Annotated in this window: 21 protein-coding genes; 3 read left to right on the forward strand and 18 right to left on the reverse strand. The window is 58.1% G+C overall.

The window, feature by feature from the left end:
• Window positions 1-55 precede the first annotated feature (55 nt).
• From IEN85_RS21715 to pyrF, 13 genes are all read right to left on the reverse strand, one after another.
• Window positions 56-1540 (reverse strand): DUF7133 domain-containing protein, encoded by a 1485-nt coding sequence (locus IEN85_RS21715; protein ID WP_191619199.1) that lies wholly within the window; start codon window positions 1538-1540, stop codon window positions 56-58.
• Window positions 1537-2556, reverse strand: a complete 1020-nt coding sequence (locus IEN85_RS21720; RefSeq protein ID WP_191619200.1) for a c-type cytochrome — start codon at window positions 2554-2556, stop codon at window positions 1537-1539. The genes IEN85_RS21715 and IEN85_RS21720 overlap by 4 nt, the downstream gene beginning before the upstream one ends.
• Window positions 2541-3416, reverse strand: coding sequence for a sugar phosphate isomerase/epimerase family protein (locus IEN85_RS21725; protein ID WP_191619201.1), 876 nt, complete (start codon window positions 3414-3416; stop codon window positions 2541-2543). Before IEN85_RS21725 ends, IEN85_RS21720 begins: the two co-directional genes overlap by 16 nt.
• A 642-nt stretch (window positions 3417-4058) precedes the next feature.
• Window positions 4059-4949 carry a hypothetical protein gene (locus IEN85_RS21735; protein ID WP_191619203.1) on the reverse strand — a complete coding sequence of 297 codons (891 nt, stop codon included), beginning with the start codon at window positions 4947-4949 and terminating at the stop codon, window positions 4059-4061.
• Window positions 4950-5174: 225 nt separating this feature from the next.
• Entirely contained in the window at window positions 5175-6920 is a 1746-nt protein-coding gene (locus IEN85_RS21740; RefSeq protein WP_191619204.1) for an ABC transporter ATP-binding protein, read from the reverse strand.
• Window positions 6921-7159: 239 nt separating this feature from the next.
• On the reverse strand, window positions 7160-7459 hold the full coding sequence (locus tag IEN85_RS21745; protein ID WP_191619205.1) for a type II toxin-antitoxin system RelE/ParE family toxin: 300 nt from the start codon (window positions 7457-7459) through the stop codon (window positions 7160-7162).
• Complete coding sequence (locus IEN85_RS21750; protein ID WP_191619206.1) at window positions 7456-7686, reverse strand: ribbon-helix-helix domain-containing protein; 231 nt, start codon at window positions 7684-7686, stop codon at window positions 7456-7458. Before IEN85_RS21750 ends, IEN85_RS21745 begins: the two co-directional genes overlap by 4 nt.
• An 83-nt stretch (window positions 7687-7769) precedes the next feature.
• Complete coding sequence (locus IEN85_RS21755) at window positions 7770-8837, reverse strand: ABC transporter permease (RefSeq protein WP_191619207.1); 1068 nt, start codon at window positions 8835-8837, stop codon at window positions 7770-7772.
• Between the two features lie 47 nt (window positions 8838-8884).
• Entirely contained in the window at window positions 8885-9802 is a 918-nt protein-coding gene (locus IEN85_RS21760; protein ID WP_191619208.1) for an ABC transporter permease, read from the reverse strand.
• Between the two features lie 41 nt (window positions 9803-9843).
• On the reverse strand, window positions 9844-11517 hold the full coding sequence (locus IEN85_RS21765; RefSeq protein ID WP_224772774.1) for a peptide ABC transporter substrate-binding protein: 1674 nt from the start codon (window positions 11515-11517) through the stop codon (window positions 9844-9846).
• A gap of 75 nt (window positions 11518-11592) precedes the next feature.
• Window positions 11593-12075 carry a 2-C-methyl-D-erythritol 2,4-cyclodiphosphate synthase gene (ispF, locus tag IEN85_RS21770; protein ID WP_191619273.1) on the reverse strand — a complete coding sequence of 161 codons (483 nt, stop codon included), beginning with the start codon at window positions 12073-12075 and terminating at the stop codon, window positions 11593-11595.
• A 17-nt stretch (window positions 12076-12092) separates the two neighbouring features.
• Window positions 12093-12815, reverse strand: a complete 723-nt coding sequence (gene ispD / locus IEN85_RS21775) for a 2-C-methyl-D-erythritol 4-phosphate cytidylyltransferase (RefSeq protein WP_191619209.1) — start codon at window positions 12813-12815, stop codon at window positions 12093-12095.
• A gap of 34 nt (window positions 12816-12849) precedes the next feature.
• On the reverse strand, window positions 12850-13566 hold the full coding sequence (gene pyrF, locus IEN85_RS21780) for an orotidine-5'-phosphate decarboxylase (protein WP_191619210.1): 717 nt from the start codon (window positions 13564-13566) through the stop codon (window positions 12850-12852).
• A 22-nt stretch (window positions 13567-13588) separates the two neighbouring features.
• Here pyrF and ispE point away from each other — a divergent pair, with 22 nt between their 5' ends.
• Together ispE and ptsP are read left to right on the forward strand one after the other, a co-directional pair.
• Complete coding sequence (gene ispE / locus IEN85_RS21785) at window positions 13589-14488, forward strand: 4-(cytidine 5'-diphospho)-2-C-methyl-D-erythritol kinase (RefSeq protein ID WP_191619211.1); 900 nt, start codon at window positions 13589-13591, stop codon at window positions 14486-14488.
• 104 nt (window positions 14489-14592) lie between these two features.
• Window positions 14593-16359, forward strand: coding sequence for a phosphoenolpyruvate--protein phosphotransferase (gene ptsP, locus IEN85_RS21790; RefSeq protein WP_191619212.1), 1767 nt, complete (start codon window positions 14593-14595; stop codon window positions 16357-16359).
• 108 nt (window positions 16360-16467) lie between these two features.
• Here the strand turns inward: ptsP and IEN85_RS21795 are convergent, their stop codons facing one another.
• Both IEN85_RS21795 and IEN85_RS21800 read right to left on the reverse strand, forming a co-directional pair.
• A complete protein-coding gene (locus IEN85_RS21795; RefSeq protein ID WP_191619213.1) occupies window positions 16468-17406 on the reverse strand; it encodes an ArsR/SmtB family transcription factor in 939 nt (312 codons plus the stop codon).
• 229 nt (window positions 17407-17635) lie between these two features.
• Window positions 17636-19486, reverse strand: coding sequence for a GreA/GreB family elongation factor (locus IEN85_RS21800; RefSeq protein WP_191619214.1), 1851 nt, complete (start codon window positions 19484-19486; stop codon window positions 17636-17638).
• Window positions 19487-19577: 91 nt separating this feature from the next.
• Between IEN85_RS21800 and IEN85_RS21805 the strand changes: the two genes are divergently transcribed.
• Window positions 19578-20831, forward strand: a complete 1254-nt coding sequence (locus IEN85_RS21805) for an RsmB/NOP family class I SAM-dependent RNA methyltransferase (RefSeq protein WP_191619215.1) — start codon at window positions 19578-19580, stop codon at window positions 20829-20831.
• A gap of 97 nt (window positions 20832-20928) precedes the next feature.
• Here IEN85_RS21805 and IEN85_RS21810 read toward each other — a convergent pair whose 3' ends face one another.
• From IEN85_RS21810 to IEN85_RS21820, 3 genes are read right to left on the reverse strand one after another with little or no spacing between them, the layout of a single operon-like run.
• Entirely contained in the window at window positions 20929-22527 is a 1599-nt protein-coding gene (locus IEN85_RS21810) for a methyl-accepting chemotaxis protein (protein WP_191619216.1), read from the reverse strand.
• Window positions 22528-22569: 42 nt separating this feature from the next.
• Entirely contained in the window at window positions 22570-22983 is a 414-nt protein-coding gene (locus IEN85_RS21815; RefSeq protein WP_191619217.1) for a hypothetical protein, read from the reverse strand.
• A 32-nt stretch (window positions 22984-23015) separates the two neighbouring features.
• Window positions 23016-24218 (reverse strand): hypothetical protein, encoded by a 1203-nt coding sequence (locus tag IEN85_RS21820; protein WP_191619218.1) that lies wholly within the window; start codon window positions 24216-24218, stop codon window positions 23016-23018.
• Between the last annotated feature and the right edge of the window lie 234 nt (window positions 24219-24452).

Here is a 24452-nt window from a genome sequence, read left to right on the forward strand (position 1 = left end):
GGAGGCCGAGCCGCGTGAGACTTGTAGGAGAGCTGCGGGCTTTCGTAAGAAAGCCCTATTTTTTCAGCTTGCGGATCGTGTAGCAAATCTGCCCTTGGCCCAGTGGGGTGCCGTCGGTGGCGGCGAGGGCGCTTGGCAGGTTGATTTCTGCGATGCGGTCCGCTTGCAGGTTCGGGATCTGCATGAACAGCGTCTTCCCGTCTACCTCGACTTTGGAAACGCCCAGTTCCTGCAAATCCATTTGCGGGCTGCCGTAGGCGTGGTGGGATTTGTACCAATAGCTCTTTACGTTGTAGTTACTTAACTTATACGCCTTTTTCGAGTCGATAGGCTTGGTAAACGTCAGACGGAAACCGTCCTTCTCGAGCTCGATGTTCTGGACTTCGAAGGGGAGCTCGTCGGTGTAGGTGACGCGTTTGAGGCCCTCGGCGAGGTTGCCCCAGCCGCGGTAGGTTTGGCCGACATAGAGGGTTTTGCCGTCGGGACTGAAAACGAGACGATTGGTGCCGCCGCCTATGCCGCCGTCGATGAACTTGACCACCGCTCCCTGCAGAACACCGTCCACTTCCTCGATCATGCAGCGGAGGATGCGGTCGCCGGCGATGTCGCCCACAAAGGCTTGTCCGGTGAAGGGGCCGAAGGCGCCGTCGGTGGTATCGAAGAGGGGCTCGCTGGGAGAATTGCACATGAAGCCTTGGGGGAACTCGATGACGGCTCGAGTGCGGTCCTTTTGATACTGCTCGAAGTCGTCGATGTAGTATTGTAGTGGGTCTTGTGATACGTTTTTGGTGAATTCCTTGTCCCAGACGAGGCTAGAGGGATGCCCGTAGAAATTGCCTTTTTCGATATGGTAGAGCGGGGAGGTGCCTCGCCAGTCGCCTTGGTTGTCTGTGGCGAGAAGGTGTCCTTGGGGATCGATGACAATGCCGTTTGGGGCGCGAAAACCGCCGGCGACGGGAGTGGAGTTTCCTGTGGAATCGACGTGCAAGATCCAACCTTTCCAGGGCACGGCCGCGTAGTTGCGTCCGGTGCGACCGTTCGGAGCGAAGGTTCCGCGGGTATGGGTGAATGTCGGGCCGTTGTGTGATGCGGTGCCGACTGCGACATACCATCCGCCTTGGCCGTCGGGGACAAGGGCGTTGGTTTCGTGGTAGTTGCCGCTCACGCCCCACGGGGAGGCTATGTTTTCGTAGTTGTCGGCAATGCCGTCGCCGTCGGTATCGGTGATGCGGGTGAGCTCCGGCATCTGGGAAACGATGACTTCGCTTTTTGAGATGACTTGAATCCCGCAAGGGTTGTGCAGGCTGTCGGTAGAGAAGGATCTCCACGGAAAGGCGGTCGGGTCAGCGGATGGTTGGGCCATCAGGATGCCATGGCGCCGCAGGGCGACGACGAGTTCGCCGTCCGGCGTGAAGCCGAGGCCGCCGACTTCGGGCATGACGTAGTGCGGAACTTCGATGGCTTCGATCTGGTAGCTACCGGCGAACAGCGGTGACGCCGTGATCGCGAACAGGCTTAGGGCGATAGTAAAGGGCTTCATCGGTTGTCGGAGCTTGGAGTGATGGTCAAGGTGAAGGCTTTCGCTTGGTCAGCGTCTAGATGGAGCGAGCCCTTGCTGGTTTTGCCGAGGTTGCTGCTGATCGTGAAATCCGATCCTGTAGGCAGCGGAACGGTTAGCGCTCCTTTGGCGTTTGTCCGGTAGGTGCATTTCGCTTCGCCGGCGGTGGCTCCCGGTTCGATGATCAAGGAAACCTTCAGCTCTCCGACGCTGTATTCAAATTGTGGTACGCCGTAAACTTTCTGGTAGCCATGGAATCGAGGCTTTCCCTCGAATGGTGCGGGACCGTTGGCGGCGAAGGCCAGGGTGCCGATGACCTCCGCTTGGTAGGCGAAGCGTTTGCGGCGTCCGCCTTCTCCCGCTCCCCAATAGTTGGTCATATCGAGGAAGGGACCGCTCCAGGTGTAAAGCAAGCGGCACTCGGTCGAATCGAAGCAGTAGGAAAGGGAGTCGCCGAAACTTACGGCGATGGCTCCGGGAATGCCCGGCACGGCAGGGTCGGTTTCTACCGGGTCAAAAGTGCCATCCCTAGGACTGTATTTGGGCGTCGCTTCTCCTTGGTCGTGGTTCGGAAAGATGTCGTCCGCCAAGGAAAGGGTGGGCATGAAGGTGCGCAGCAAAATGGGTTGGCCAAGCGATCCTTGGGGAAAGGGGGTGACGGTGGACTTACCTTCCTGGTTGGGACCGATCAGGTTTCTGCCCATGAGGGATTGCACGTGTTGGGCGACTGCTTGGATATCTTCTGGAGAGAGGATGCCCGACCACGCAGGCATGGCTTTGCTGGGAACTCCGTTTTCGATAACGGCTTTGATTTCCGGCAAGGTACTGCCGTGAAGAATTTCCGCATCTGTCAAGTTAGGGCCGAGCAGGCCGGCTCCCTCGGCTCCGTGGCAGGAGGCGCAGTAGGTGGCGTAGACTTTGTCTCCATTTGCTGGAGACAAGGCGGTTATGCTGAGGCAGGCGCAGGTTAAGAGGAATTTGCTTAAGCTTCTATCCATTGTTTTTTGATCTCTGCGAACGCTGCTTCGATTTCGGAAATTTCCCAGCGGCCTTCGATGCCGATGGCGCCCCGGTAATCGGCTTTTTTCAAAACGCCTAGGAAGGGGCGGAAGTCTTGTCCGCTGGTGCCGGGAACGCGGCGGCCTTCTAGTTCTGCGATTTCCACGTGATGGATGATGTCGGCGGCGGAAGCCAGTTGCTCCGGGGTGTCGCCTTCGGCGGCCATGTGGTAGAAGTCGGCTACGCCCCGAATGTTGGGATGGTTGGCTGCCCGGACGACTCTTTCGACTTCGGAGATGCGGTTGATGAAGTTGCACTCGCGAGACTGTAGTTGCTCTACGCTTACAGTGACGCCGCGAGCGGCGGCGAGGGGGCCGAGTCGTTTGAGGAGGGATACGAATTGTTCGATGGCGGTGTCGTAGTCGAATCCTTCGGGGATGTTGCGCGAGCCGGAGCTGCCGAAAGTAATGTTGGACACCTTCGCCCGTTTCGCTCGGTCGAAGGCAATTTCGCAGTAGGCGACCACTTCGTCATGGTTGGCTTCGGGGCCGGTGCAGTGCAGGTGCTTCGCCCGGATGAAGCTGTTGCAGGTGTAGATCGGGATTGGGGATTTTGCGGCCTCGTCCAATTTTGCGGCGAACTCGGCTTCCGGGCCGAAGGGGTCGAGGAACCCGGCGACGCTGAGGCCCACGAACTGGCCGCCGGCAGCATGGATCTGCGGGGCGTTGCTCAGCGATGACTGGATACCGATGCGAGGGATTCGCAGCTCTCGTCCCGCGAGCTTTGAGGAAAGGGCAAAGGATCCTCCGATGAGGAGCATCGCCCGGTTAAAAGAACGGCGACTCAATGGTTTTGGCATAAGGAAACGGGGTTGGTGTGGGGTGAGTGGGCCTGTTTGACGATCTCTGTCTGGAGACTTCCAAGGCGATGCCGGGAAGGCTAATCCAGTTTCAATCGTTTAACCGTTGTCGGACCTCTGGGGGAGTGTGAGCGGGGTTGGCAGGCACCTTTTCTAGGGGTAAAGACTAGGTGGTTTTTAAAATCTTGGTCAATTACGCCGAGTTCGGAACGTAAGACAACCACTTATGTCTCTCGTTCGTAATACTTTTTATAAGGAGGGAAAATGGATACGAACCGTAACTACGATAGACATCGTTGCGACGAACCCGTTCGGCTCCGGTACCCGCTCGAAGATTGGATTGAGCAACTGCTTCACAAATACCCAGATGAGCTAGCTCCGATTCGTCCCGAACGGGCCCGGAAACGCTCCGAGCGGCTGCACAAAATGCAGCAGGGACTCAGGGAGCGAGCCAAGCGAAAGCTATTCTAGCGGCCGCTGCACGACAAGGGGATGCATACAACGATTCGCGGCTTCTGCTGTTTTGATTGAAACGGCGGCGGCCGCTTTTTTTTTACGGTCGGAGCGGTGGAATCGAATTTCGTAAGATGGATATTGGCTCCTGCAGCGCGGACCGGGTGGAACCGGTCCCTCCATGGGATTTTATCTGTCAGGCACAAGTTCCGAGAGCTTCACTTCGAACAGGTCCCTTTGTTCGTTGGTGATGATGAGGGTTTCTGCGTCGTCCCAACAAACCGCTTCGCATTGTTTGGCGAAGAAGGTTTTGTAGGAGGCTTTACCGGAGAAATAGTCGTCGCTCTCGGTGGGCTTCTCGAAAACCCAAAGGCTGGTATATGTAAGCACCGCCAGCTTCGTGCCGTCGGGAGAAGCGTCGGCAGCAGTGGCTTGTCCGCGTAGGTTGAACGAGCTGACGAGGGTGAGGGGATTGCTCTTGAAGGGAGCTCGAGAGTCGAGGCGATAGAGTTTCGTTTCCGGCGTGCTCCGATTTTTGGATACGAGATAGTGCGTTCCGTTGGCGGAGAAGAGTGACTCGCAATCGAAGTCTCGTCGGTCGGGATGAGGGAACTCTTTTTGATCGGGGTAGTGGAAGTCGATGCGTTGGCGGGTGCGGGTTTTCCAAGCCGTGCGCGGATCCGGCTCCGGCACAATGTAAAGGGCGAGGTCTCGGCGGCCGTTGTCGTTGTTTCCGCAGGCGGCGATGATGAGGTTTCCGTGGCTATCGGTGGAGATGTCCTCCCAGTCGATATTGACGGCATCGGCGATGGGGATGCCTTCGTAGGGCTGGCTGTTTTGCTTGGCCCATTCAGTCTGGATCGGCTTTCCGTCCCGAGTGATGGCGAAGATGCGGGCGGAGTCGCCCGAGTCGTTGTGGGTCCAGTATACGTTTTCGAACTGGCGGCTCTTGACGAGTCCTGAGGATTCGTTGATGGCGGGCGGCTCTATTTTGGCGTAGGGTTGGAGCGCGAGCTGGGCGTGGAGGGTGGTGCCTGTCAAAACGAGGAGTGCGAGGGCTCCATTTCTGAGCGGGATCATATGTTGCGCAGAATGTTCTGGAGCACTTCTCCGATCAACCTTGTAAACTCGAGAGCGTGCCACTTTTTACGGTCTACAGACCATTTGAGCAGGAGTTGCTGTGCTCGTTCTCTCTGCGAGCGATTGGGGTAGGTAGGCCTGCCGCTCTGCGGGAGGCATGGTTTCAAAGCCCGCGGAGGGGCTGTTCCACCTGTTTTTATCGCGACCAAGGTCGCTGCTACACTTTTAGCTGCTTTGCTGCTGGTCGTAGAGGGCCTTGTAGAGGGGGCTGCTCTGGTAGAGCTCCTCGTGGCTGCCGCTGGCGGTGATTTCGCCCTCGTTGAAGACGAGGATCTTGTTGGCGTTTTTAATTGTGCTGAAGCGGTGGGCGATGATCAGTACTGACTTTCCGGATACAAGCTTGTCGAGGGCGATCTGGACTTGAGCTTCGGATTCGGAATCGAGGGCGGATGTCGCTTCGTCCAATATGAGAATCGGGGCATTGCGGAGGAAGGCGCGTGCGATGGCGATGCGCTGCTTTTGGCCGCCGGAGAGGCGCGCTCCGCGTTCACCCACAAGGGTGTCGTAGCCGTCGGGGCAGTTTTGTGGATCGCTGATAAAGTCATGGGCAAAGGCTTGGCGGGCGGCTTCCTTGACTTCCTCGTCGGTGGCGTCTTGGCGGCCGAGGCGGATGTTTTCCAGTATGGTATCGTCGAAGAGAACGGGCTCTTGGGAGACGATGGCTATTTGCTCGCGCAGGTCGGAGAGGCGAAAGCGGCGCAGGTCGTGTCCGTCGAGGAAGATGCCCCCGGCGCTCACGTCGTAGAAGCGGGGAACGAGGTTGGCGAAGGTGGACTTTCCGGCGCCGGAAGGGCCGACCAGGGCACAGATATCGCCTTTTTGGATACGGGCGTTGGCCGCTTTAAGGGCGGGGGCGTCGCCGTAGGAGAAGGAAACGTCGTTGAATTCGATGTCGCCAGCAATCGAATCGAGCTCGATGGGGTCGGCGGGGTCGTCGATGTCGACGGGGGATTCGAGGATTTCGGCGATACGCTGATAGGAGGCGACGCCTTTGGAAAGTTCGGAGGCGAAGGTGCCCAGCTTTTTGACGGCGGTGTAAGTGAGGTAGAGGGCGAGGAAGATGGAGGTGAAGACGCCGGCGGGTACTCCGTTGTAGTAGCCGATGATGAAAGCGATGGAGAGTCCGATGGAGGAGCAGACTTCCACTACGGGGCCGAGGCCGAACTGGTATTTGACGACCTTCATCTGGGAGACGAACAGGTCGGCCAGGCGGGAAACGAAGCGGCTGTTTTCGCGATCTTGCAGATTGAAGGCTCGAATTTCGCGGGCTGCGGTGAGGTTTTGGGCGAGGTTGTTGGTGAGGGATCCGAGTTCGGCCTGTTGCTGCCGCGCCTTGCGCTCGATCTTGTGAGTGAACTTGCGGATGGGAAAGATCACGATGGGCAGGGCGATGAGACAGAGGTAGATCTTGTAGACGCCCTCGTTGTTGGCCGCGACCCAGTAGAGGTACCCGATGGCGCCGACGATAGTGGCCGGTTGGGTGATGACGTTGCGGGCGATGAAGGTAAGGGTGACTTGCAACACGGCGGTGTCGGCAGTGATGCGGGAGATGAGGTCGCCTGTCTTGGAGCTTTGGAAGTAGGCCAGCGGGAGGCGCTGGATGCGGTCGAAGACTTGGGCCCGCAGGTCGCGAATGGCGGCCAGTCCCGCGTAATTGAGCAGGTAGGCGCTGGCGAAGACGCAGAAGCCGAGGACGAGGAAGAGTATAGGGAAGCTGGAAGCGACTCCGATGACCTGGGAAGTGCTGAGGCTACGGTCGTCGGAAAAAATGAGAGTGAAAAGCCGCTCTACGCCGGTGGTCAATCCGCCGCCGGTCACGAGTCCTCCGACCGAGCCGAGAATCATGGCGAGGATGACGGACTTTTTGTGGTCAGCCAGGAGGCTGAGGAAGGTCTTTAGGTCTTTTATCACAGGTGGTGGAAAGAAGATTGCTGAGAAAGAGGGAGGGTTAACCACATTTAGAGTGGTAGGGACAAGGAGAATGCGTAGCCGGGATGGGGCGCTCCCCTGTCGAACCCTTCGCGGCCAAGGTCGCTCCTACCTGCTCAGTTTTTTGCAGACTTCACGTCGAGGGCGTCGCGGAGGCCGTCGTCGAGGAAGTTCATGGCGAAGAGGGTGGCGGAGAAGAAGAGGGAGGGGGAGGATGGGAATCAGATGTCGAGGGATGCGCTGGTGTCTTGGTGCTTGAGAATGCGAACGACCAGGACATGTTCCTCTTCTTCCCGGAAGTAGATGGAATGCGCTCCGCAGACGCTCCTGCGGTACCCTTTTCGGATGTAGTTTACAGTAGGGTACAGTCGGGGATTTTTTGAGATCAGGGCGAGTCGCTCTTTTATTTTATCTCGGTAGCGGTCGGATTGCTCTCTTTCAAAGCGTTCGTCCCCGTAGCGAGCGATTTGAAGGAGATCGTTTTGGGCGGCGTTGCTGAGACGAACGGGAGTTTTGCTCATCCTTTGCGAGCCTGAGCCCAGATCTCGTCGATGGAGAGTTCGCTAGTGCCGCTGGATTCGCCTTCGATCAAGGCGGTTCGGATGCGCTCGGTTTCTTCTTCGCGAAGGCGTTCCCTGCGAATGAGGTCGTTCACGACCTCGCTCTTGTTGGCGAACTCTTGATTGGCGACGCGGTTCCTTAGCCAATTTTCGTTGGGTTCGGTGAGGGTAATGCTTTGTCTCGGCATGGTCTTTAGTGTTCTGGTGCGAATTTGCACCAGATGGTTTTGGACCGCAAGGCGATTTCGCGGCCAAGGTCGCTCCTACCTGCTCAGTCTTTTGCAGACTTCACGTCGAGGGCGTCGCGGAGGCCGTCGCCGAGGAAGTTCATGGCGAAGAGGGTGGCGGAGAAGAAGAGGGAGGGGGCGATCAGTTGCCAGGGAGCGGAGCGCATGGCTTGTTGCCCCTCTCGGATGAGGCTGCCCCAGCTGGCGGCATTGGCTTGGGTGCCGAGTCCGAGGAAGCTGAGCACGGACTCGAGCAGCATGACGGCGGGAATGAGCAAGGTCGCGTAGACGACGACTGGGCCGAGGAGGTTGGGCGCGATGTGCTTGCTGATGATGGAGGCCGTCTTCACGCCGGTCGCTTTGGCTGCCATCACGAATTCCTGCTCTTTCAGGTGCATGACTTGTCCGCGCACGATGCGGGCCATGGTCAGCCACTCGACGGCTCCGATGGCGAGGAATACCAGCAGGATCTTGTGCTCGAAGTCCTCGAAGAGAACCATCAGCAGAATGACGAAGATGAGGAAGGGCAGGGCGTAGAGGATGTCGACGAAGCGCATCATCAGGGCGTCGAGCCGTCCCCCGAAATAGCCGGAGATGGAGCCGTAGGCGACGCCGATGAGTAGGGCGGTGGCGGTGGCGAGGAATCCGACGCCGAGGGAGATGCGCCCGCCGCTCATGATGCGGGCCAGCATGTCGCGGCCTTTGGCATCGGTGCCGAATACGTGGAAGCGGGTGAGAGGGGTGAAAAGCATGCCGTTGACCTCGAGAGGCTTTCCGGTCGCGAGGGCGGCCAGTTCTTTCTCGGGGTTGAGGGCGTAGACTTCTGCGAAGTCTTCGAGGGTGGTAACTTCGTCGGGGGTAGCTTTGCTGGGATCGAAGCGAACCTCGACCAGCTCGGCGGTGTGGAAGGGGAGCGTGCTTTCGAGGGCGAGGACTTGGGCTTCTGGATTGAAGCGATAAAGGACGGGGCCGAGGAAGCAGAAGAGGGTGATGAAAACGAAGAAGCCGAGACCGGCCATGGCGAGGCGGTTGTCCAAGAGGCGACGCAGGGCGTCGTTCCATAGGGAGCTAGGAGCCTCGGAGTGGTTTGGAAGGTTTGGCGAAAGGCGCATTTTGCTAGGTAGTGGATGCTGGGTGGGAATCGCGACCAAGGTCGCTCCTACTTGTGGCGGAGCTTGGGGTTGAGCAGGACTTGGATGATGTCGACGCTGAGGTTGGCTAGCATGATGAGGGCGGCGTAGAAGAGCACGGTGGAGAGGATGAGGGACTGGTCCTTGTTGAAGGTGGCCTCCACGAAGTGGCGGCCAAGGCCGGGAACTTGGAAGATCGACTCCACGACGAACGAGCCGGTGACGAGGCCGGCGAGGGCGGGGCCGAGGAAGCTCACCACAGGCAAAATGCCTCCTCGTAGCGCGTGCACGACTACGGCTCGAAATTCGGAGGCACCTTTCGCCCGGGCGGTCCGTACGAAGTCGGAGCTTAGGATTTCCAGCATGCCGCCTCGCGTGAGGCGGGCGATATAGGCTGCGTAAAAGAGGCCGAGCGTGAGGGAGGGGAGAAGGCGATCGCCAGCAGTCGACCAGCCGGAAACGGAGGTCCATTGTAGCCAAATGCCGAATACGAGTGCGAGGATAGGGCCGATGACGAAGGTCGGCAGGCAGATGCCCACCATTGCGAGCGACATGGGGGCGTAGTCGAGGGTTGTGTTCTGGCGGGCGGCGGCGATGACGCCTGCTGGAATGCCCAAGGTGAGGGCGATGAGCATGGCCCAAATTCCTAGTTCGAGGGATACGGGAAAGGATTCTGTGATGATGTCGGCTGCGGTGAGGCCGGGATGGGAGGAAAGTGGGGGGAAGTCGAAGCTGAGGTGGCGGACGAGAGTATTGTAGTATTGGACGGGCAGCGGGTCGTTGAAACCGTAGTACTCGTTTTGGGCTTCGATGATGTGCTCGGCTACTTTTCGTTCATCGGAGAAAGGAGAGCCTGGCGAAAAGCGGATCATGAAGAAGGTGATCGTATAGATCGCCAGGAGGACCGGTATCGCTTGGGCGAGGCGTTTGAGGATAAAAGCTAGCACGGAGTTTTGGATTGAAAGTGTTTTCGCGAGCAAGGTCGCTCCTACTTGACCTCTTGCAGGGATATATACTTGTAGTTTCGGTTGTCAGTGATCTTTGGATACCATCCTTTTACTGCTGGGTCGATGCGGTAGATCCGATTGTAGTGGTAGAGGGGGATAATCGGTTGGTCTTCCATCAAGATCGATTCAGCCTCGTGCAGCATGGCGAGACGTTTTTCGGCGCTCGGTTCGGTGATCGCTCCATTGATTAGCTCATCGTAGCGCGCGTTGCTCCAACCGGTATTGTTGTTGCCGTCGCCGCTGCGAAACATGGCGAGGAAGGTGTCGGGGAAGACGTAGTCTCCGATCCAGCCGGAGCGGGAAATTTGGTAGTCGAGGTTGTGCTGGGTGTCGATGAAGGTCTTCCAAACTTGGTTCTCGAGGTCGGACTCTACCCCGAGGACGTTGAGCCACATCTGCTGGATCGCCTCTGCTATTTGCTTATGTTGCTCGGAGGTGTTGAAGAGGATGGTGAGCTTGGGAAGGCCTTTTCCGTTGGGATAGCCCGCTGCGGCAAGGAGCTCCCGCGCTTTGTTGGGATTGAAGCCGTCGAGCTTTGGAGGGTAATAGCCTTGGATCCCGTCGGGCGTGATGGAGAGCGCTATGTTTTGGTCTCCCTTGGTAACGCGTTTTACGATGGCTTTGCGATTGATGGCGAGCGAGAGGGCTTGGCGGACCCGTTTGTCGGAAAGCGCGGGCTCGGTGGTGTTGAGCTTATAAAAGTAAGTTGCGATCCAAGGTTCCATTCGCAAGTAGGGATCGTTTTCCTTGCGGTAGATGGGGATCATGTCGGGCGGTACCGTATTCTGGTAGTGGAGACGACCGGAGTTAAAAACTTGGTCCTCGGTGGCAACATCGTCGATAGGGAGGAAGTGTATCTCGTTGATGGATACTTTTTCGGCGTCCCAGTAGAAAGGGTTCTTCTCTACCTCGATGGTCTTGTTGATGACCCATTTCTTGAGTTGGTAGGGGCCGTTGCCGACGTAGTTTTCTCGGGTCCAATTGGAGTCGGGTTTTCCGATGCCGCCGTAGGCCTCGATGGTGGCGGAGTGGACGGGGGACCAAGTGGGGTGTTTGATGAGGTTGAGCAGGTGAGGAGTGGGGCCGGCGAGGGTGAGCTCAAGAGTATAGTCGTCGAGGGCTTTGACGCCCACTTGGGAGAAGTCTTTGAGATTGCCCTCGTTGTATTCGCGGGCGTTTTTGATGATGTGGAGCAGTTGGGCGTATTTGGCGCCGAGCTCCGGGGTGAGCATGCGGCGGTAGGAGTAGACGAAGTCTTGGGCGGTGACGGGGTCGCCATTGGACCAGCGAGCGTTTTTGCGGAGATGGAAGGTCCAGATGGTAGAGTCGATGTCTTCCCAAGATTCGGCGACGCCGGGCTCGGGAAGGTTGTCATCGGTGGGATGATAGGCGATGAGCCCTTCGACGAGAGCGGAGGTGATACGGGATCCGTTAAGCGATGTGTTGAGATGGGGATCAATGGATGGCGGTTCGCCAGAGTTTCCAAAAAGCAAAATACCGTCGCGGGTGGCTTGGTCGCGGGCTAGTTGCCCTTGTTCCTTTTTGCCGCAGGAACTGAGGAGGGAGAGCGACAGGATTAAGGGGATTGCTAGTTTTATCACGGAAAACACGGAAAATATCAGAGTGCGCTGCTGGAAGTGTGCCTTGTTGGACATTAGGAAGTGTTTTTTGTTATCCGTGTCTGCTATTGCTTGGGTCTGAGTGAGGGGTGGCCGCCGTGTCAGCAGGCGCTATTTTTTGAAGATGAGGGCGGAGGCGTGGGCGGCGATGCCTTCGGCCCGGCCGAGCGATCCGATCTTTTCGTTGGTGGTGGCTTTGATGCCTATCTGTTCGGGCTCGATGCCGGCGGATTGGGAAAGGGCGGCTTTCATCTCCGCGAGTCGCGGGTAGATCTTGGGCTTTTCGGCGATCATAGCGGTGTCGATATTGACGATTTCCCAACCTTTTTCACGCAGGGTGGCGGCGACTTCCTTGAGAAGTTCCTGAGAGTCGATGCCTTTGTACTTGGGGTCTGTATTGGGAAAGTAATGACCGATGTCGGGCAGGCCAGCGGCGCCGAGTAGGGCGTCGCAGATGGCGTGGGTGAGCACGTCGGCGTCGGAGTGGCCTTGCAAGCCGTAGGGCGTGTCGAAGGTAACGCCGCCGAGCACCATGGGGCGTCCGTCTTCGAAGGGATGGATATCGTAGCCTTGGCCGATGCGGATGGGAGGGATCATTGTGAAAGGATGAGCTAAGGAGAGTTTGGTGAAGCTGAAGCTTCGCGCAAAAGGTATTCGAGGTAGGGGAGGTCGGCAGGGGTGGTGAGCTTAGGGTTAGGGCGGGTGTTGTCGACGAAGGCGACGGGTTGGTCGATGTCTTCTATGGCGCTGAGATCGTCGGTGATTTGCGCTCCTGAGCGGATCACGCTTTGGTAGGCGTCCTTGATTATCGAATACTGGAAGCTCTGCGGGGTTTCCATGGCCCAGAGTTTAGCGCGGTCGACGGTGGTAGGAAGGAAGGCGCCATCGTAGGCGTCGGCGGACTTGATGGTGTCTGTGACCGGTCGCGCGAGGCAGGCTGCTCCGATTTGAGCGGCTTTCGCGATGGATTCGCGGATGGCGGCGGGGGTCACGCAGGGGCGGGCGCAGTCGTGAATGAGCACGACCTCGGTGTCGCCAGGAGCTGCTTGCAGGCCAGCCCACACGGAGTCCTGGCGTTGAGCGCCGCCGTACGTGAACGTGACGGAAAAGGGGCCGTTGAGAAGAGCGGACGCCACCTTTTCCACTTCCGCTTGCTGGGTAGCGTCACGCACGACAATGACGAGGTGCTGTAATTGGCCGCTGGATACGAAGGCGTCGATGGAGTGGGCGATCACGGGCTTGCCGGCTAAGTTGGCTAGGATCTTGTCTTCGACCTGGCCTTGCATGCGGTTGCCGGAGCCCCCGGCGAGGAGTATAGCGGTGGAGATGGGCATGGTCAGACGATGCGGCAGGGCGCGAGCGCCAGGCCTAAGCGTTGAGTTCGGCGTTGATGGCGGCGACGGCGGCGGCGGGGTCTTCGGCTCCGTAGATAGGGCGGCCTACGACGATGTAGTTGGAGCCGACTTCACGGGCCTGAGCGGGGGTCATGATGCGCTTTTGGTCGCCCGCTGCCGATCCGGCGGGGCGGACTCCGGGGGTGATGAGCTGGAAGTGGTCGCCGTGAGCCTCGCGGATGGTTTTGACTTCGTGGGTGGAGCAAACGAGGCCGGTCATGCCGGCGTCTTTGGCGAGCCCGGCGAGGTGGGTGACGCGTTCGACGGGGGATTGCCGGATGCCGAGCAAGTCGAGCGAGCTTTGGTCCATGGACGTGAGGACGGTGACGCCGAGGAGTTGGAGGCTTGGGTTCACGTTCTCTTGGGCGCGAACCGCCCACTGCATCATTTCCTTGCCGCCGCAGGTATGGATGGTGAGCATTTGGATGGGCAGCTTGCCGACGGACTCGATGGCCTTGGCGACGGTGTTGGGGATGTCGTGAAGCTTAAGGTCGAGGAAGACGTTGACGCCGAGGTCGGCGATTTGGCGGACGTAGTCGGGACCGTATTTGGTGAACATTTGCAAGCCGATCTTGGCCCATTTCAAGTCGGGTCCCGCTTTGGCGAGCAGGGCGAGGGCGTCTTCGCGTTCTTCGATGTCGAGGGCGAGAATGAGCTCGCAGGAATTTTTGCTTTGTAGCGTTTCGGTCATACAGGTTTTTGTTTTGGCGACTATGGGACAAATCGAGGTTTTCAGTCCAGCAAAGATCAACCTGTTTCTGTCGGTGCTAGGCCGGATGGAGACGGGCTTTCACGAACTTGCCAGCTTGGTGGCGCCTGTCGATTTTGGGGACACCATCTGCATCGAGGCAGAGGCCGCGACGGAGGCATCGGTGCAGCTAAGCTGCAGCGACGAAAGTTTGCCGACGGATCGGAGCAACTTGGCGTTTGCAGCGGCGGAAGGCTTCTTGTTGCGCAGCGGTTTGAATTGGAAGGTGACGATCGACTTGCAGAAGCGGATACCGCATGGAGCAGGCTTGGGTGGAGGTAGCAGCAACGCCTCTGCTGTGTTGCTTGGCTTGTCGGAGCTGGCGGAAGAGGCGGGGCAGCTGGGACTTTCCGGGGGCGAACGTTTGGAGTTGGCGGCGGAGTTGGGCTCGGACTGTCCTCTTTTTTTGCATGGGAAGCCGCTGGTGATGCGGGGACGAGGTGAATTGCTGTCGTCCATTTCCGAGGAGGCGCGGCAGCGGCTCGTCGGCCGGGAGCTGGTTTTGTTCAAGCCCAGCTTTTCGATTGGAACGGCTTGGGCGTATCGCTCCTTGTCGGGTTCAGGCGGCCGTTTCGATGCGCGGGAGTGGGCGGAGCGGCGCTTGTCGGCTTGGGAAGCCGGCGAAATTTCTCTTGAGGCCTTGTTGCACAACAGCTTCCAAACTCCGACCTTTCGCAAGTTCAGCGCTTTTCCCGCCATGTTCGAGAGGCTCGAGGCTCAAGGATTCGCTTGCCTCATGTCGGGGAGCGGGAGTTGCTGCTTCGCTCTGGCCGATTCGCCCGCTCAGGCGAAGACCCTCATTTCGCAAGTAAAGGAGCGCTGGGGAGAGCGCTGTTTTGCGGAGCGAGCGAAGGTCTTGGGCTGAAGTTTCGTGCACAATGAAATATTTCCTCTTGAGGCGAAGGGGTTTACCGTTTGCTATGTCGCGTTCGTTCTCTAAGCCCCTCTGCACGAACGTCTCTTCTACGCATGGAATCCAAGGACAGGTCTGAAAAAGTTTTCTCGGGAATCGCCGCATCGCCGGGGATCGCTCATGGTCAGATCTACATTCTTGCGGAGAGGGAAATTGCGGTGCCGAAGTACGCGGTGGCTGCCGACAAGCTCAACGGCGAGCAGGAGCGCTTGGACAACGCCATCGTGGAGACTCGCAAGCAGATCCAGAAAATCCAGGAAGAGATCAGCGATTCGATTGGCGAGGACGAGGCCCGGATTTTCGACGCCCATTTGCTGGTATTGGAAGACCAAGCCTTGATCGATGAGTCGATTCGGGAGATGCGGAGCGCCGGGTGTAACGTAGAGAACGCGATTTGGAAGGTTGGCCAGCGCTACATCGAGGCCTTCGACCAAATCGACGACGAGTACCTGCGGGAGCGAGCCAGCGATATCCGCGACGTGATGCGGCGCCTCTTGAGCAATTTGACGGGGCAGCAGCTCCAGCACCTTGGCGAGATCGTCAAGAATCGCATTTTGGTGGCGAACGACGTGACGCCTTCCGACTCGGCTTCCATGGACCAGAACGGCTTGCTGGGCATTGTCACCGTGGCAGGGAGCAAGACCAGTCATGCAGTGATCGTTGCCCGCTCCTTGGGGATTCCAGCGGTCGTGGGACTGGGGGACATTTTTTCAAACATCCACTCGGATTCGGTTGTCTTGGTCGACGGATACGACGGCAAGGTCGTGGTAAACCCGAGCGAAGGCACGCTTTTCAAGTACGGCAAGCTCAAGGACAAGAAGCTCTCGCTCGAGAAGCGCATGATCGAGTTTACCAAGGATGCTTCCCGCACGCGCGACGGCTCTCGGATCGACTTGATGGCAAATATCGAGCGGGCGGAGGAAGCGGCCAAGGCGGTATCTTTGGGAGCAGATGGAGTGGGCTTGTTCCGTTCCGAATATCTTTTCATGAACTCGAGCCGCTTGCCGACCGAGGAGGAGCAGTTCGAAGCCTACCAATCGGCTGTTCGCAACATGAATGGATTGCCGGTCACGATTCGCACTTTGGATCTAGGCGGCGACAAGGTCATGGATTCGTCGGACATGCCGATGTATCGCGAGTCGAACCCATTTCTTGGATACCGGGCGATCCGTTTTTGCCTCGACCACGAGAAAATGTTCCTGGATCAGCTCCGCGCCATTTTGCGTGCCAGCGCGTTTGGCAAGGTGCGCATCATGTATCCAATGATCAGTGGCGCATTGGAGCTCAGTCGAGCTAACCAAGTTCTGGAGGTTGCGAAGGAGCAGCTGCGCGAGAAAGGTACGGCTTTCGACGAGAATGTGGAAGCGGGCGCCATGATCGAGATCCCGAGCGCTGCGGTAGCGGCTGACACGCTGGTGGAAGGTTCGAAATTTTTCAGCGTCGGCACCAACGATTTGATTCAGTACTTGTTGGCGGTGGATCGACTCAACGATCGGGTCGCCCACCTCTACGAGCCGACACACCCAGCAGTCGTTCGCACTCTCAAGTCGATCGTGGACGCGGCGCGCGCGGGAGGTATTGGAGTCAGCATTTGCGGTGAGGTCGCGGGCGATCCCGTGATGGTTCCCTTATTGGTCGGATTGGGCGTGGACAGCCTGAGCATGTCGCCAGCGTTGCTGCCCAACGTTAAGTTTGTGGTGCAGAACATGGACATGGCGGAAGCGAAAGCCATCGCCGACATGGCCTTGGAAACGACCGATGGCTCGGTCATACTTGAACGCTTGCTGGACTTCTACACCTCCAAGATGGATCAGCTCTACTAGGTTCCAGGTTTTTCATGAGGTGGGTCAGCCGCTCCGCGGGTGACATTCCTTATTTCGCCCGCGGAGCGGCCGAACCACCTTTTCACCGAAGCACCTTTTCAAAAAATACTAATCTTTGGGGCGGACGCCGCTGGCTAGGAGAGTTTCGAATTGGGGTTCCACCTCTTCTTTGGCGACAGCAGTGACTTCCACGTTTTCGAAGCCTGCAGCCTTGAGCCAGTGGTGCAGCTTGTTCTCGGGAAAGCCGAGCCAACGGTCTGCGTAGAGCTCGTGCGCTTTTTCGAACGTGTGTTCCTTGAGGTCGAGAATGACGAGTCGCCCGCCTGGCTTCAGGAGACGGAAGGCTTCGGCGATCGCTTTTTCGGGACGCAGGGCGTGGTGCAAGGCTTGGCTGAGCAAGGCGAGGTGGACGGACTGGTCGGGCAAGGAGGTGTCCTCGATGTCGCCATGGATGTACTCGAGGTTGTCGAGCTTGTTACGCTTCGCGAGCTCGGAGCCGACCTCGACCATGCGGGGCGAACTGTCTACGCAGTAGACGTGCTCAGCATGGCGGGCAAGCAGTTGGGAGATGAGACCTTCGCCGGCGCCGAGGTCGACCACGCGGATTTTGGGAACGAGGTAGAGGAGGAAGTGACCGATGCCTTCCCACGAGCGGCCGGGACAATAGTTTTTGCCGAGACGCCCGGCGATGAGGTTGAAGTACTCTTCGGCCTGACGGCGACGTTTCGCGATGACGTGGTCAAGGTTCGCCACGTCGTCTTGAGTTTCGGGCGAGTCGGCGGCAGCGGCCAAGGCTGCTTTCAGCAAGGCCGCTTCGGTGGCGGGAATGTCGGGAGAGAGGGAGTAGAAGGACTTTTTGCCTTCGCGGCGATCCGCAACCAACTCGGATTGGCGGAGGACTGCCAGCTGGGATGAGATGCGAGACTGGGCCATGCCAAGCGCTTCCTGGAGCTCGGCAACGGAGAGTTCGTCGCGCGAGAGCAAGTTAAGGATTCGGAGGCGGGTCGGGTCGGCAAGGGTCTTGAGAGTATCCCAGGCAGGTTTCATTGGCAAAGGGTGAAGTGCGAATTGAAAAGTGTACCGAGCGGTCCGAATCGATTTCGAACGACTGGTCACCAGATAACACGGATATATGATCCAATGTCTAGTTGTATCGACCGGGCGTTACAGGAGGCGAGGCGTTGGCAAACCTCGTCGGTGGCGGGCTTCGGCAGAAAAAAAACGCCGCTCCCGGAAGGAAGCGGCGTTCGGAAAGGATTGAAAACTTGGATACGGGCTACTTCGCGTCGATGTAGCGAGTGATGTCCGTGATGGTGAGTTTGCTTTCGTTGGAGTCGACGGTGACGGTGATTTCGTCGCCGATACGCTTTCCGAGCATGCTCTTACCCAGTGGCGTGAGGTAGGAGATGATCATGTTGTCTGGATCGCCGTCCCATGCGCCGAGCAAGGTGTAGGTGACTTCGTTGCCGTCCGAGTCCTTGAGCGTAACGATATTTCCGATACCAACGGTTTCGGTCGTAGCCGAAGTGAAGTCGGTGATCTGGGCGCGCTTGATGTCGGCTTCGAGAAGGTTGCGGCGGGACATGAGAACCTGCTGGTCCTGCTTGGCCATCTTGTACTCGGAGTTTTCCTTGAGGTCGCCCAGCTCGCGAGCTTCCGCGATGGCTTGGGAGTTTTCCGGGATCTTCTTGGTGACGATCTCGTCGAATTCCGCCACGGCCCGCTCGTAGCTTTCCTTGGAAACCATGAGGCCTTGGCTCTCTTGAGTTTCGTCGGACTCGAGCAGGGACTGGACGCCTGGGAAGAGCTTGATGAAGCGTGCGAGCAACGACTTCTTGGTGAGCTCCTCGAAGCCTTGGTTGAGCAGAAGGTTGTTCGCGAGGTCGCGAGCGGTTTCCGCGTCGGCTGTGGCGAGGAGGTCGGGGATGAGTTCCTTGTCGTCGCTGAGGATGTCGGCCAGCGGGATGCGGCGGGAAGTGGAGGATTGCAGCGCTTCGTAGTCGATCGCGAAGAAGATGGAGTTGAGCAAGCGCGGCTGGATCATGTCGTGCACGAGGTCCGAGTACTTCTTGGAGCCGCGGTTCTTAACGATCCAGAGGAGAACGGGCTCCTTGAGGTTTTGCTCGGTCTGCCAGCGGACGAAGGTTTCCTTGATCTCGTCGGCGAAGCCATTCTCAACGAGGAAGTTGACGCTGTCGGTGGTGAACTTGCCGGAACTGTTCTTGAGGAGGGAGAAACAGATTTCCTTCCAGTCGGCAGGGTGGGAAGCCTTGATCGCCTTGAGGGCGCGGCCTTGGGAATTGGTGGGCAGCTCGTCGATGAGCTGGTCGAGGCCGTCGATGTCGGAGAGGATTTGCACGACGGAAGGCTCGAAGGTTTCCACGTCGATTTCGAGGAGGCGAGCGATGTCGTTGCGGATCCAGGCGCCCTTGAGCTTTTCTGCGGAAGTGAGCTGGTTGGACTCGCGAACGGCGGTTGCGAGAGTGTGGAGGATGAGTCCGAGTTGGTCGCGGTGCTCTTCGAGCTTGTCGCCGACGGTGTCGAGCAGCGCTTCGGCGATCGCGACGCGACGCTTGGCGGACTGGGTGGAGTTGTAGTCCTCGATGAGCTCTTCCTCTAGAGTAACGGGCTCGTCGCGCAGGACGTACATGCCGGTTTTGCGGGCGGGAACGGAGATGCGAGGGTCCTTGGCGAGAAGCTTCTTGGTCGCCGTCCACCACTTCTTGTATTTAATAGGGCCGATGACGCGAGCGAGCACGCTTTCGATTTCCGCGGTGCTGGCGGCGTTGTTGGGGTACTGCTTGAGGAGGTTGACGATGAGCTGGGCTGGCTCCTTGGCGATGAGCTCTTCGACGGCTGCGGGCTCGAGTTCCTTTTGCACGAGAACGTGGTCCGGGAGGAGGACTTGCATGGTGTTCACGCAGAAACCTGGGTCCATGCGGTGGCCTTCCTTACCTTCGAAATCGATGATCAGCTTATTTTCTGGCGCATCGTAGTCTTTTATCTGGCCGAATCCCCAGCTTTGGTGGATGCAGTAGTTGCCCGGCTGCATAGCCTCCAGTTTGGCCTTCGCTGCCTTCAGCTCCGGCTTTCTCGAAATGATTTCCAATACGGCTTCTTCGTTCATCGTCGTGTAAAGAGACTAAAGGATTAAGAGAGGAGCCTTTTTATGGAGTTGTCAATGAGACAGGCAGTTCATGAATAGGGAGCTTCTTTTTATGAGCGATGATTCTTGGAGCGTAGCAGTGCAACTGGTGGCGAATTTTACGCGGCAACCCGCGCGGATGTCCCACCTGCTTGAGCAGATGCCGGCGGATTGGGACCCGGGGAAACGGCGAGCTTGCCAGTCGCTTCTCTTCGGGACGATTCGACATATCCGCTTGCTGGAGAAGGCTCTGGACGAATTCCTGCGTCGCCGGCCCAAGCCCTTGCTCAGGGCCAGCTTGCTGGTGGCAAGCCGGGAGTTGATGGAAGCTCCGGAGCGAAGCGCCAAGATCGTGCACCACGCCGTGGAGCGAATTGGCAAGCGCTGCGGCAAGGTGGAAAAGGGCTTGGGGAATGCCGTTTTACGTAAGGTTTCGGGCCGATTGCCGGAACTTTTGGAGTCGAATCTGGCCGACGCGAAGGACTTGGCCTGGCGTTACAGCCACCCGAAGTGGTTGGTGAAGCGCTGGCTCGAACAATTTGGCTGGGAGGAGACGCTCGCTTTTCTCGAGTGGAACCAATCGGAGGCTGGCGTATTCGCTCGTTGGCAGGGTGAGCCGGAGGACTTGGCGGTCTTGGAACCTTGGCGGGAGGGGACTCCTTTCTTTAAGCTTCAGTCGGGCAGCTGGCAAAAGATCGCCTCCTATATAGAGAAGGGCCGTCTTTACGTGCAGAACCCGGCTGCCGGACTCGCTCCTCAGCTTTTGCTGGATTCGCTGAGCGGCGGACGGGTACTGGACCTCTGCGCGGCGCCCGGCGGCAAGGGCTTGTACATGGAATCGGTTGCGGGCGAAGGGATCCGGGAGATCGTTTCGGTGGACTTGGAAGGGCCACGCTTCGAACGGATGCGGGGGAACTTCGAGCGCTATGGGGCGAAGCGCTTGCGAGCTTTGGCGGCAGACGTTCTGAGCTTAAGCCCTGAGTCGTTGGGGAGTTTCGAGGGCGTGCTCTTGGATGCTCCTTGCAGCAATTCTGGGGTTTTGCAGCACAAGGTTGACGCGCGGTGGAGACAGTCTCCGGAAGGCTTGCGGGAGCTGTTGGATCTGCAGGCCCGCTTGTTGGAGGCGGCTTCTCGTTTCGTGAAGGAGGGAGGAACCTTGGTTTACAGTACGTGCAGCGTAGACAGGGAGGAAAACGAGGGGATCGTGTCTGGCTTTTTGGATACGGAAAAAGGCAAGCCTTTCGCTCTTGTTGAGTCGAAGCTGAGCTTGCCTTGGCGGGATGGACGCGACGGAGCAGGAGTGTTCCTGCTCAGGCGAGTGGGCTAGGTATTACGGCTGAGCGCGGTCGACCGCTCGATAAATCGAAGGGGGTGGGGGAATGGACGCTCGCGGAGCGACCGTCCCACCTGCTGGGATTAAGTCCTTAGTTCCAGAGGTCGTCGAAGGGGGCGTTCCCTTTGCCGCTGGCCACGGGGGTCTGGGTTCGTTTAACGGAAAAGGAGTCGGGGCTTGTCTGGCTTTTGGAAGCTTTCGCGACCGTGTTCGCTTGTGGCGCGGCACTTGAACCTTGGGTGTCGCCGGACAAGTGCAGCAGTTCGTTGACGACTGTATCCAAGTTTCCTGACTGTTCTTGGAGGTGGCGGCAGGAGGATACGGTTTCGGTGGCGAAACGCTTATTCTCCTCGGTGCTGCTGGAGAGTTCGCTTATCGATGCGGTCATCTCCTGGATGGAGGCCGCTTGCTTGTCGGTTTCGTCTGCGATTTCGCGAATATGGGTGCTGACGGTTTTCATCATTCCGGAGACTTCGTCGAAGGACTCGCAGGTTTCTTTCACGATTTGGCTGCCGGCCTTTATGTTTTGGGCGGACTTCTCGATGAGCATGGAGCTGTTGTTGGCGGCGTCTGCGGAACGGATGGCGAGGTTGCGGACTTCGTCAGCCACGATGGCGAAGCCTGCTCCGGCCTCTCCAGCTCGAGCGGCTTCGACGGCGGCGTTGAGGGCGAGAAGGTTGGTTTGGAAGGCGATCTCGTTGATGGTCTGGATGATCTTCTGGGTTTCCGAACCGGATTCGGAGATTTGCTGCATGGACTTGTCGAGTTCGAGAATCGTGTCGCGTGTCCGCTCGAAGCGCCGGAAGCAATCGGTCGTAATCTCGTCGGCGGCGCGGGAGTTGACGGCGGTGGTCTGCGTCATGTTCGCTTGGTTCATCATCGCCTCGGTGGTGGTGGAGAGCAGCATGGCTCCGTTCTCGCTGGATTGAGAGGACCTCTCGGCGGCGCCGACCAGTTCGTCGGCGGTGCTGGAGACGCGGTCCGCGCTGCCGGTCAGGGATTGCAGCAGGCGGGCGAGAATGCTTTTCGTCTTGAGCGACGCGAAGCCGGAGAAGACGGCGATCACCAAGGCGAGGGCGACGTTGACGATACTGAAGAGGGAGATGTTGGAGGAGAGTTGCTCGAAGCTGTCTGTCGTGGTCTGTACCGAGTTGCGGTAGATCGCGGTGACGGCGGTTTCACCCCGCTTCACGGAAGCTCGCAGGTTTTCGTTGAGCTTGGGGATGTCCTTGTCCCAAAGTTCGACGGCCTCGAAGAACATGTCGTTCTTCAGCAGCTTGCGAATCTCTTGAGTCTTGTCCGCGTAGGCCTTGAAGGCGTTGCGGATTTCGTTGATGTGGGCGGCTACCGCAGGCGTGGAGGTTATCTTTTCCAGTTCGTTGATGGAGGCTTGGGCGTCCTTGGCGAGTTGGATGGCTTCGCTCTCCTTGGCCTTCTTTATCTCTTCGCTTTGCCCGAAAATGTAGCCGAGGTTGGCTATCTCGAACTTGAGGGAGGTCTGCTGGAGGTCGTTGAGCAGGTTTTGGCTGGGCACGCTCTCTCTTTGGAAGTCGTTGACGATTTCGCTGCCGGATCGCGTCGAGCGGAACATGTAGATCCCTTCGACGACGATTAGGGCTGCGAGAATTGCGAGGGCTCCGTTTATGAAGCGAAAGCAGTTCTTCAGGTTTAGGTTTTTCAGCGAAGTCATCTGACAGCTATGGGATTGAGCGTGGGAGGTTGGGAAGGTCCGTTAGTTTACCTTTTTGACTCCGGACAAGTCGGCGGAGTCGCTTACGAGTCCGATTGCTCCCTTGTTGACCTTGACGAAGGCGACGAGGGCTGCGGGATCGGAAAATTGCTTCGGCATAGTGCCGCGACCGCTGAAGGCGAGCCGCTGCCAATGGCTCTTGAAGCGCGAGTCGTTCATCTTGGTGAATTGTTCGAGGGCCCCGTTCGCGTCGGCGTCGTCCTTGAGCACGGCGATCACGACTTCGCTGCCGCCTTCCCAGAACTTTCGTTTACCGATCAGATAGGCTGTGAGGGTTTCGCTGTCTACCGCGTCCGTATTGTCTGGGTTTACGACTACGGCGGGAGCTGCCTGTAGCGCGCTGAAGGATACGGATGCGATGCAGGCCAGTACGAAGCTTTTGATGAGCGCTTTCATTGTGTGTTTCGGTTTAAGTTTCGTACTGCTTCCTAGAAGGTGAAGGTGCTCTTTGTGGCGATAAGGTTCCACTTGCTGTCGAGCGGACCGGGGTTTTGTCCCAGCTGGTTGAAGAGGCGGTTGGTCCCGTCCATCATGTGGAATTCCGCTTTGAGGGTCCAAAAATCGGTTGCGTTGTAGCGAAGGGAAAATTGGGTGTCCTTCTGATAGTCTACGGGATTAGAGGTGCGTTTCTCGTTGTTTACGAATTTGGCGTAAGTTAGACCTGCCTCGAACTTGTCGAGGAAGCGGCGTGAGGCGCTGAGGTACCAGGAGTAGCCCTTGCTTTGGCTTTGCCTCCATTCTTCCGGTACTCCGGCGACCGTATTGCGGTCGGTGCTCTTGATCTTGATGGTGTTGTATTCGGAAACGAAGGTCCAATCGCCCAGAAAGTACTCGGCGGAGAAGCGTGATTGATTAGCGTTGGCGATGGTTTCGATGCGTAGAGGCAAGGGACCGAATTGCGGGTGCGGAATGGTTCCGCTCACGTCAAAGGTGAACTCGTCGTAGTAGGTGTAGGAACTCCCTAAGCGAAGGCCGGAGAGGGGAGTGTACCACCAGAGCTGCACGCCGGAGTTTGTGTTGGCGGAGATGTCGTCAAGGTTGGCTCCTTGGATGCCGCCGCGAGCGATCTCGCCCAAGGCATAGGCTGCGACGCCGCTCTCCTTGGCTAGGTCGATTTCGCCGTGGTAGGCAGTGTATTCGAAGGAATGGTTGCCCGCTTGGAAGTTTCCGTAGATGGATGCTCCGTCCACGGAGGCGCTGAAATCGCGATAGCGCGCGTCGTACATGCCAGCCGGGAGCAGAATGGTCGTGCGGGCGACGTCGATGTCTTGGATGTCGGTGTATATGCCCTCAGATCGCTTGACCCGCCCTACTCGCAAACCAAAGGCTGGGTTCACGTTGTAGTCCACGAAAAGGTAGTCGACGAGGGGATCGAAGTTGCCGTAGGGACCGACTTCGAAAGCGAAAACTTGTCCGCGAACGATAGTGCGGTCAACTGGCGACCAAGTCGCGTTCAGGCCGATTTCGGCAAAGTCCCAGGTACCCTTATCCGTGTCGGCGAGGTAGTTGTTGGCTGAGGTTTCCATGTAGCCGTTGCTGAGGAAACCGCCGAAAGTGACTTCGTTGGCGAAGGAAGCATGAGTCGCCGCGAGCAGGCCCGTGGCTAATGTGATAATCTGATTTTTGGTCATGTCTGGTCCGAGTTTTTGCTTCGAGGATGCGCCCTGCAGTGGACTTGGTTTACCAAGTTGCGGTAGAGTCGCACATCAGCGCTGCTTATCGGACCGTTTGCGTAGGAGTGAGCGCATTTATTCATCCGCTCGTGGAGAAATCACTCCTTTGAAACGTTTTTAATGAGGGCTGAGGAGAGCTCCTATCGAAGAAATTGGGGAGTTCTCCTCAGTGAACTACTTAGGCTTGTTTAC

The organism is Pelagicoccus enzymogenes, from assembly GCF_014803405.1.
Taxonomy (GTDB): domain Bacteria; phylum Verrucomicrobiota; class Verrucomicrobiia; order Opitutales; family Opitutaceae; genus Pelagicoccus; species Pelagicoccus enzymogenes.

What these genes read in the sequence shown, in the direction of transcription:
- IEN85_RS21820 (WP_191619218.1), bottom strand. Translation starts at nt 24,218, where the DNA reads ATGACCAAAAATCAGATTATCACATTAGCCACGGGCCTGCTCGCGGCG.
- IEN85_RS21750 (WP_191619206.1), bottom strand. Translation starts at nt 7,686, where the DNA reads ATGCCGAGACAAAGCATTACCCTCACCGAACCCAACGAAAATTGGCTA.
- IEN85_RS21720 (WP_191619200.1), bottom strand. Translation starts at nt 2,556, where the DNA reads ATGGATAGAAGCTTAAGCAAATTCCTCTTAACCTGCGCCTGCCTCAGC.
- IEN85_RS21715 (WP_191619199.1), bottom strand. Translation starts at nt 1,540, where the DNA reads ATGAAGCCCTTTACTATCGCCCTAAGCCTGTTCGCGATCACGGCGTCA.
- IEN85_RS21805 (WP_191619215.1), top strand. Translation starts at nt 19,578, where the DNA reads ATGAGCGATGATTCTTGGAGCGTAGCAGTGCAACTGGTGGCGAATTTT.
- IEN85_RS21755 (WP_191619207.1), bottom strand. Translation starts at nt 8,837, where the DNA reads ATGCGCCTTTCGCCAAACCTTCCAAACCACTCCGAGGCTCCTAGCTCC.
- IEN85_RS21800 (WP_191619214.1), bottom strand. Translation starts at nt 19,486, where the DNA reads ATGAACGAAGAAGCCGTATTGGAAATCATTTCGAGAAAGCCGGAGCTG.
- IEN85_RS21725 (WP_191619201.1), bottom strand. Translation starts at nt 3,416, where the DNA reads ATGCCAAAACCATTGAGTCGCCGTTCTTTTAACCGGGCGATGCTCCTC.
- pyrF (WP_191619210.1), bottom strand. Translation starts at nt 13,566, where the DNA reads ATGACCGAAACGCTACAAAGCAAAAATTCCTGCGAGCTCATTCTCGCC.
- IEN85_RS21735 (WP_191619203.1), bottom strand. Translation starts at nt 4,949, where the DNA reads ATGATCCCGCTCAGAAATGGAGCCCTCGCACTCCTCGTTTTGACAGGC.
- ptsP (WP_191619212.1), top strand. Translation starts at nt 14,593, where the DNA reads ATGGAATCCAAGGACAGGTCTGAAAAAGTTTTCTCGGGAATCGCCGCA.
- ispD (WP_191619209.1), bottom strand. Translation starts at nt 12,815, where the DNA reads ATGCCCATCTCCACCGCTATACTCCTCGCCGGGGGCTCCGGCAACCGC.
- ispE (WP_191619211.1), top strand. Translation starts at nt 13,589, where the DNA reads ATGGGACAAATCGAGGTTTTCAGTCCAGCAAAGATCAACCTGTTTCTG.
- IEN85_RS21745 (WP_191619205.1), bottom strand. Translation starts at nt 7,459, where the DNA reads ATGAGCAAAACTCCCGTTCGTCTCAGCAACGCCGCCCAAAACGATCTC.
- IEN85_RS21795 (WP_191619213.1), bottom strand. Translation starts at nt 17,406, where the DNA reads ATGAAACCTGCCTGGGATACTCTCAAGACCCTTGCCGACCCGACCCGC.
- IEN85_RS21810 (WP_191619216.1), bottom strand. Translation starts at nt 22,527, where the DNA reads ATGACTTCGCTGAAAAACCTAAACCTGAAGAACTGCTTTCGCTTCATA.
- IEN85_RS21815 (WP_191619217.1), bottom strand. Translation starts at nt 22,983, where the DNA reads ATGAAAGCGCTCATCAAAAGCTTCGTACTGGCCTGCATCGCATCCGTA.
- IEN85_RS21765 (WP_224772774.1), bottom strand. Translation starts at nt 11,517, where the DNA reads ATGTCCAACAAGGCACACTTCCAGCAGCGCACTCTGATATTTTCCGTG.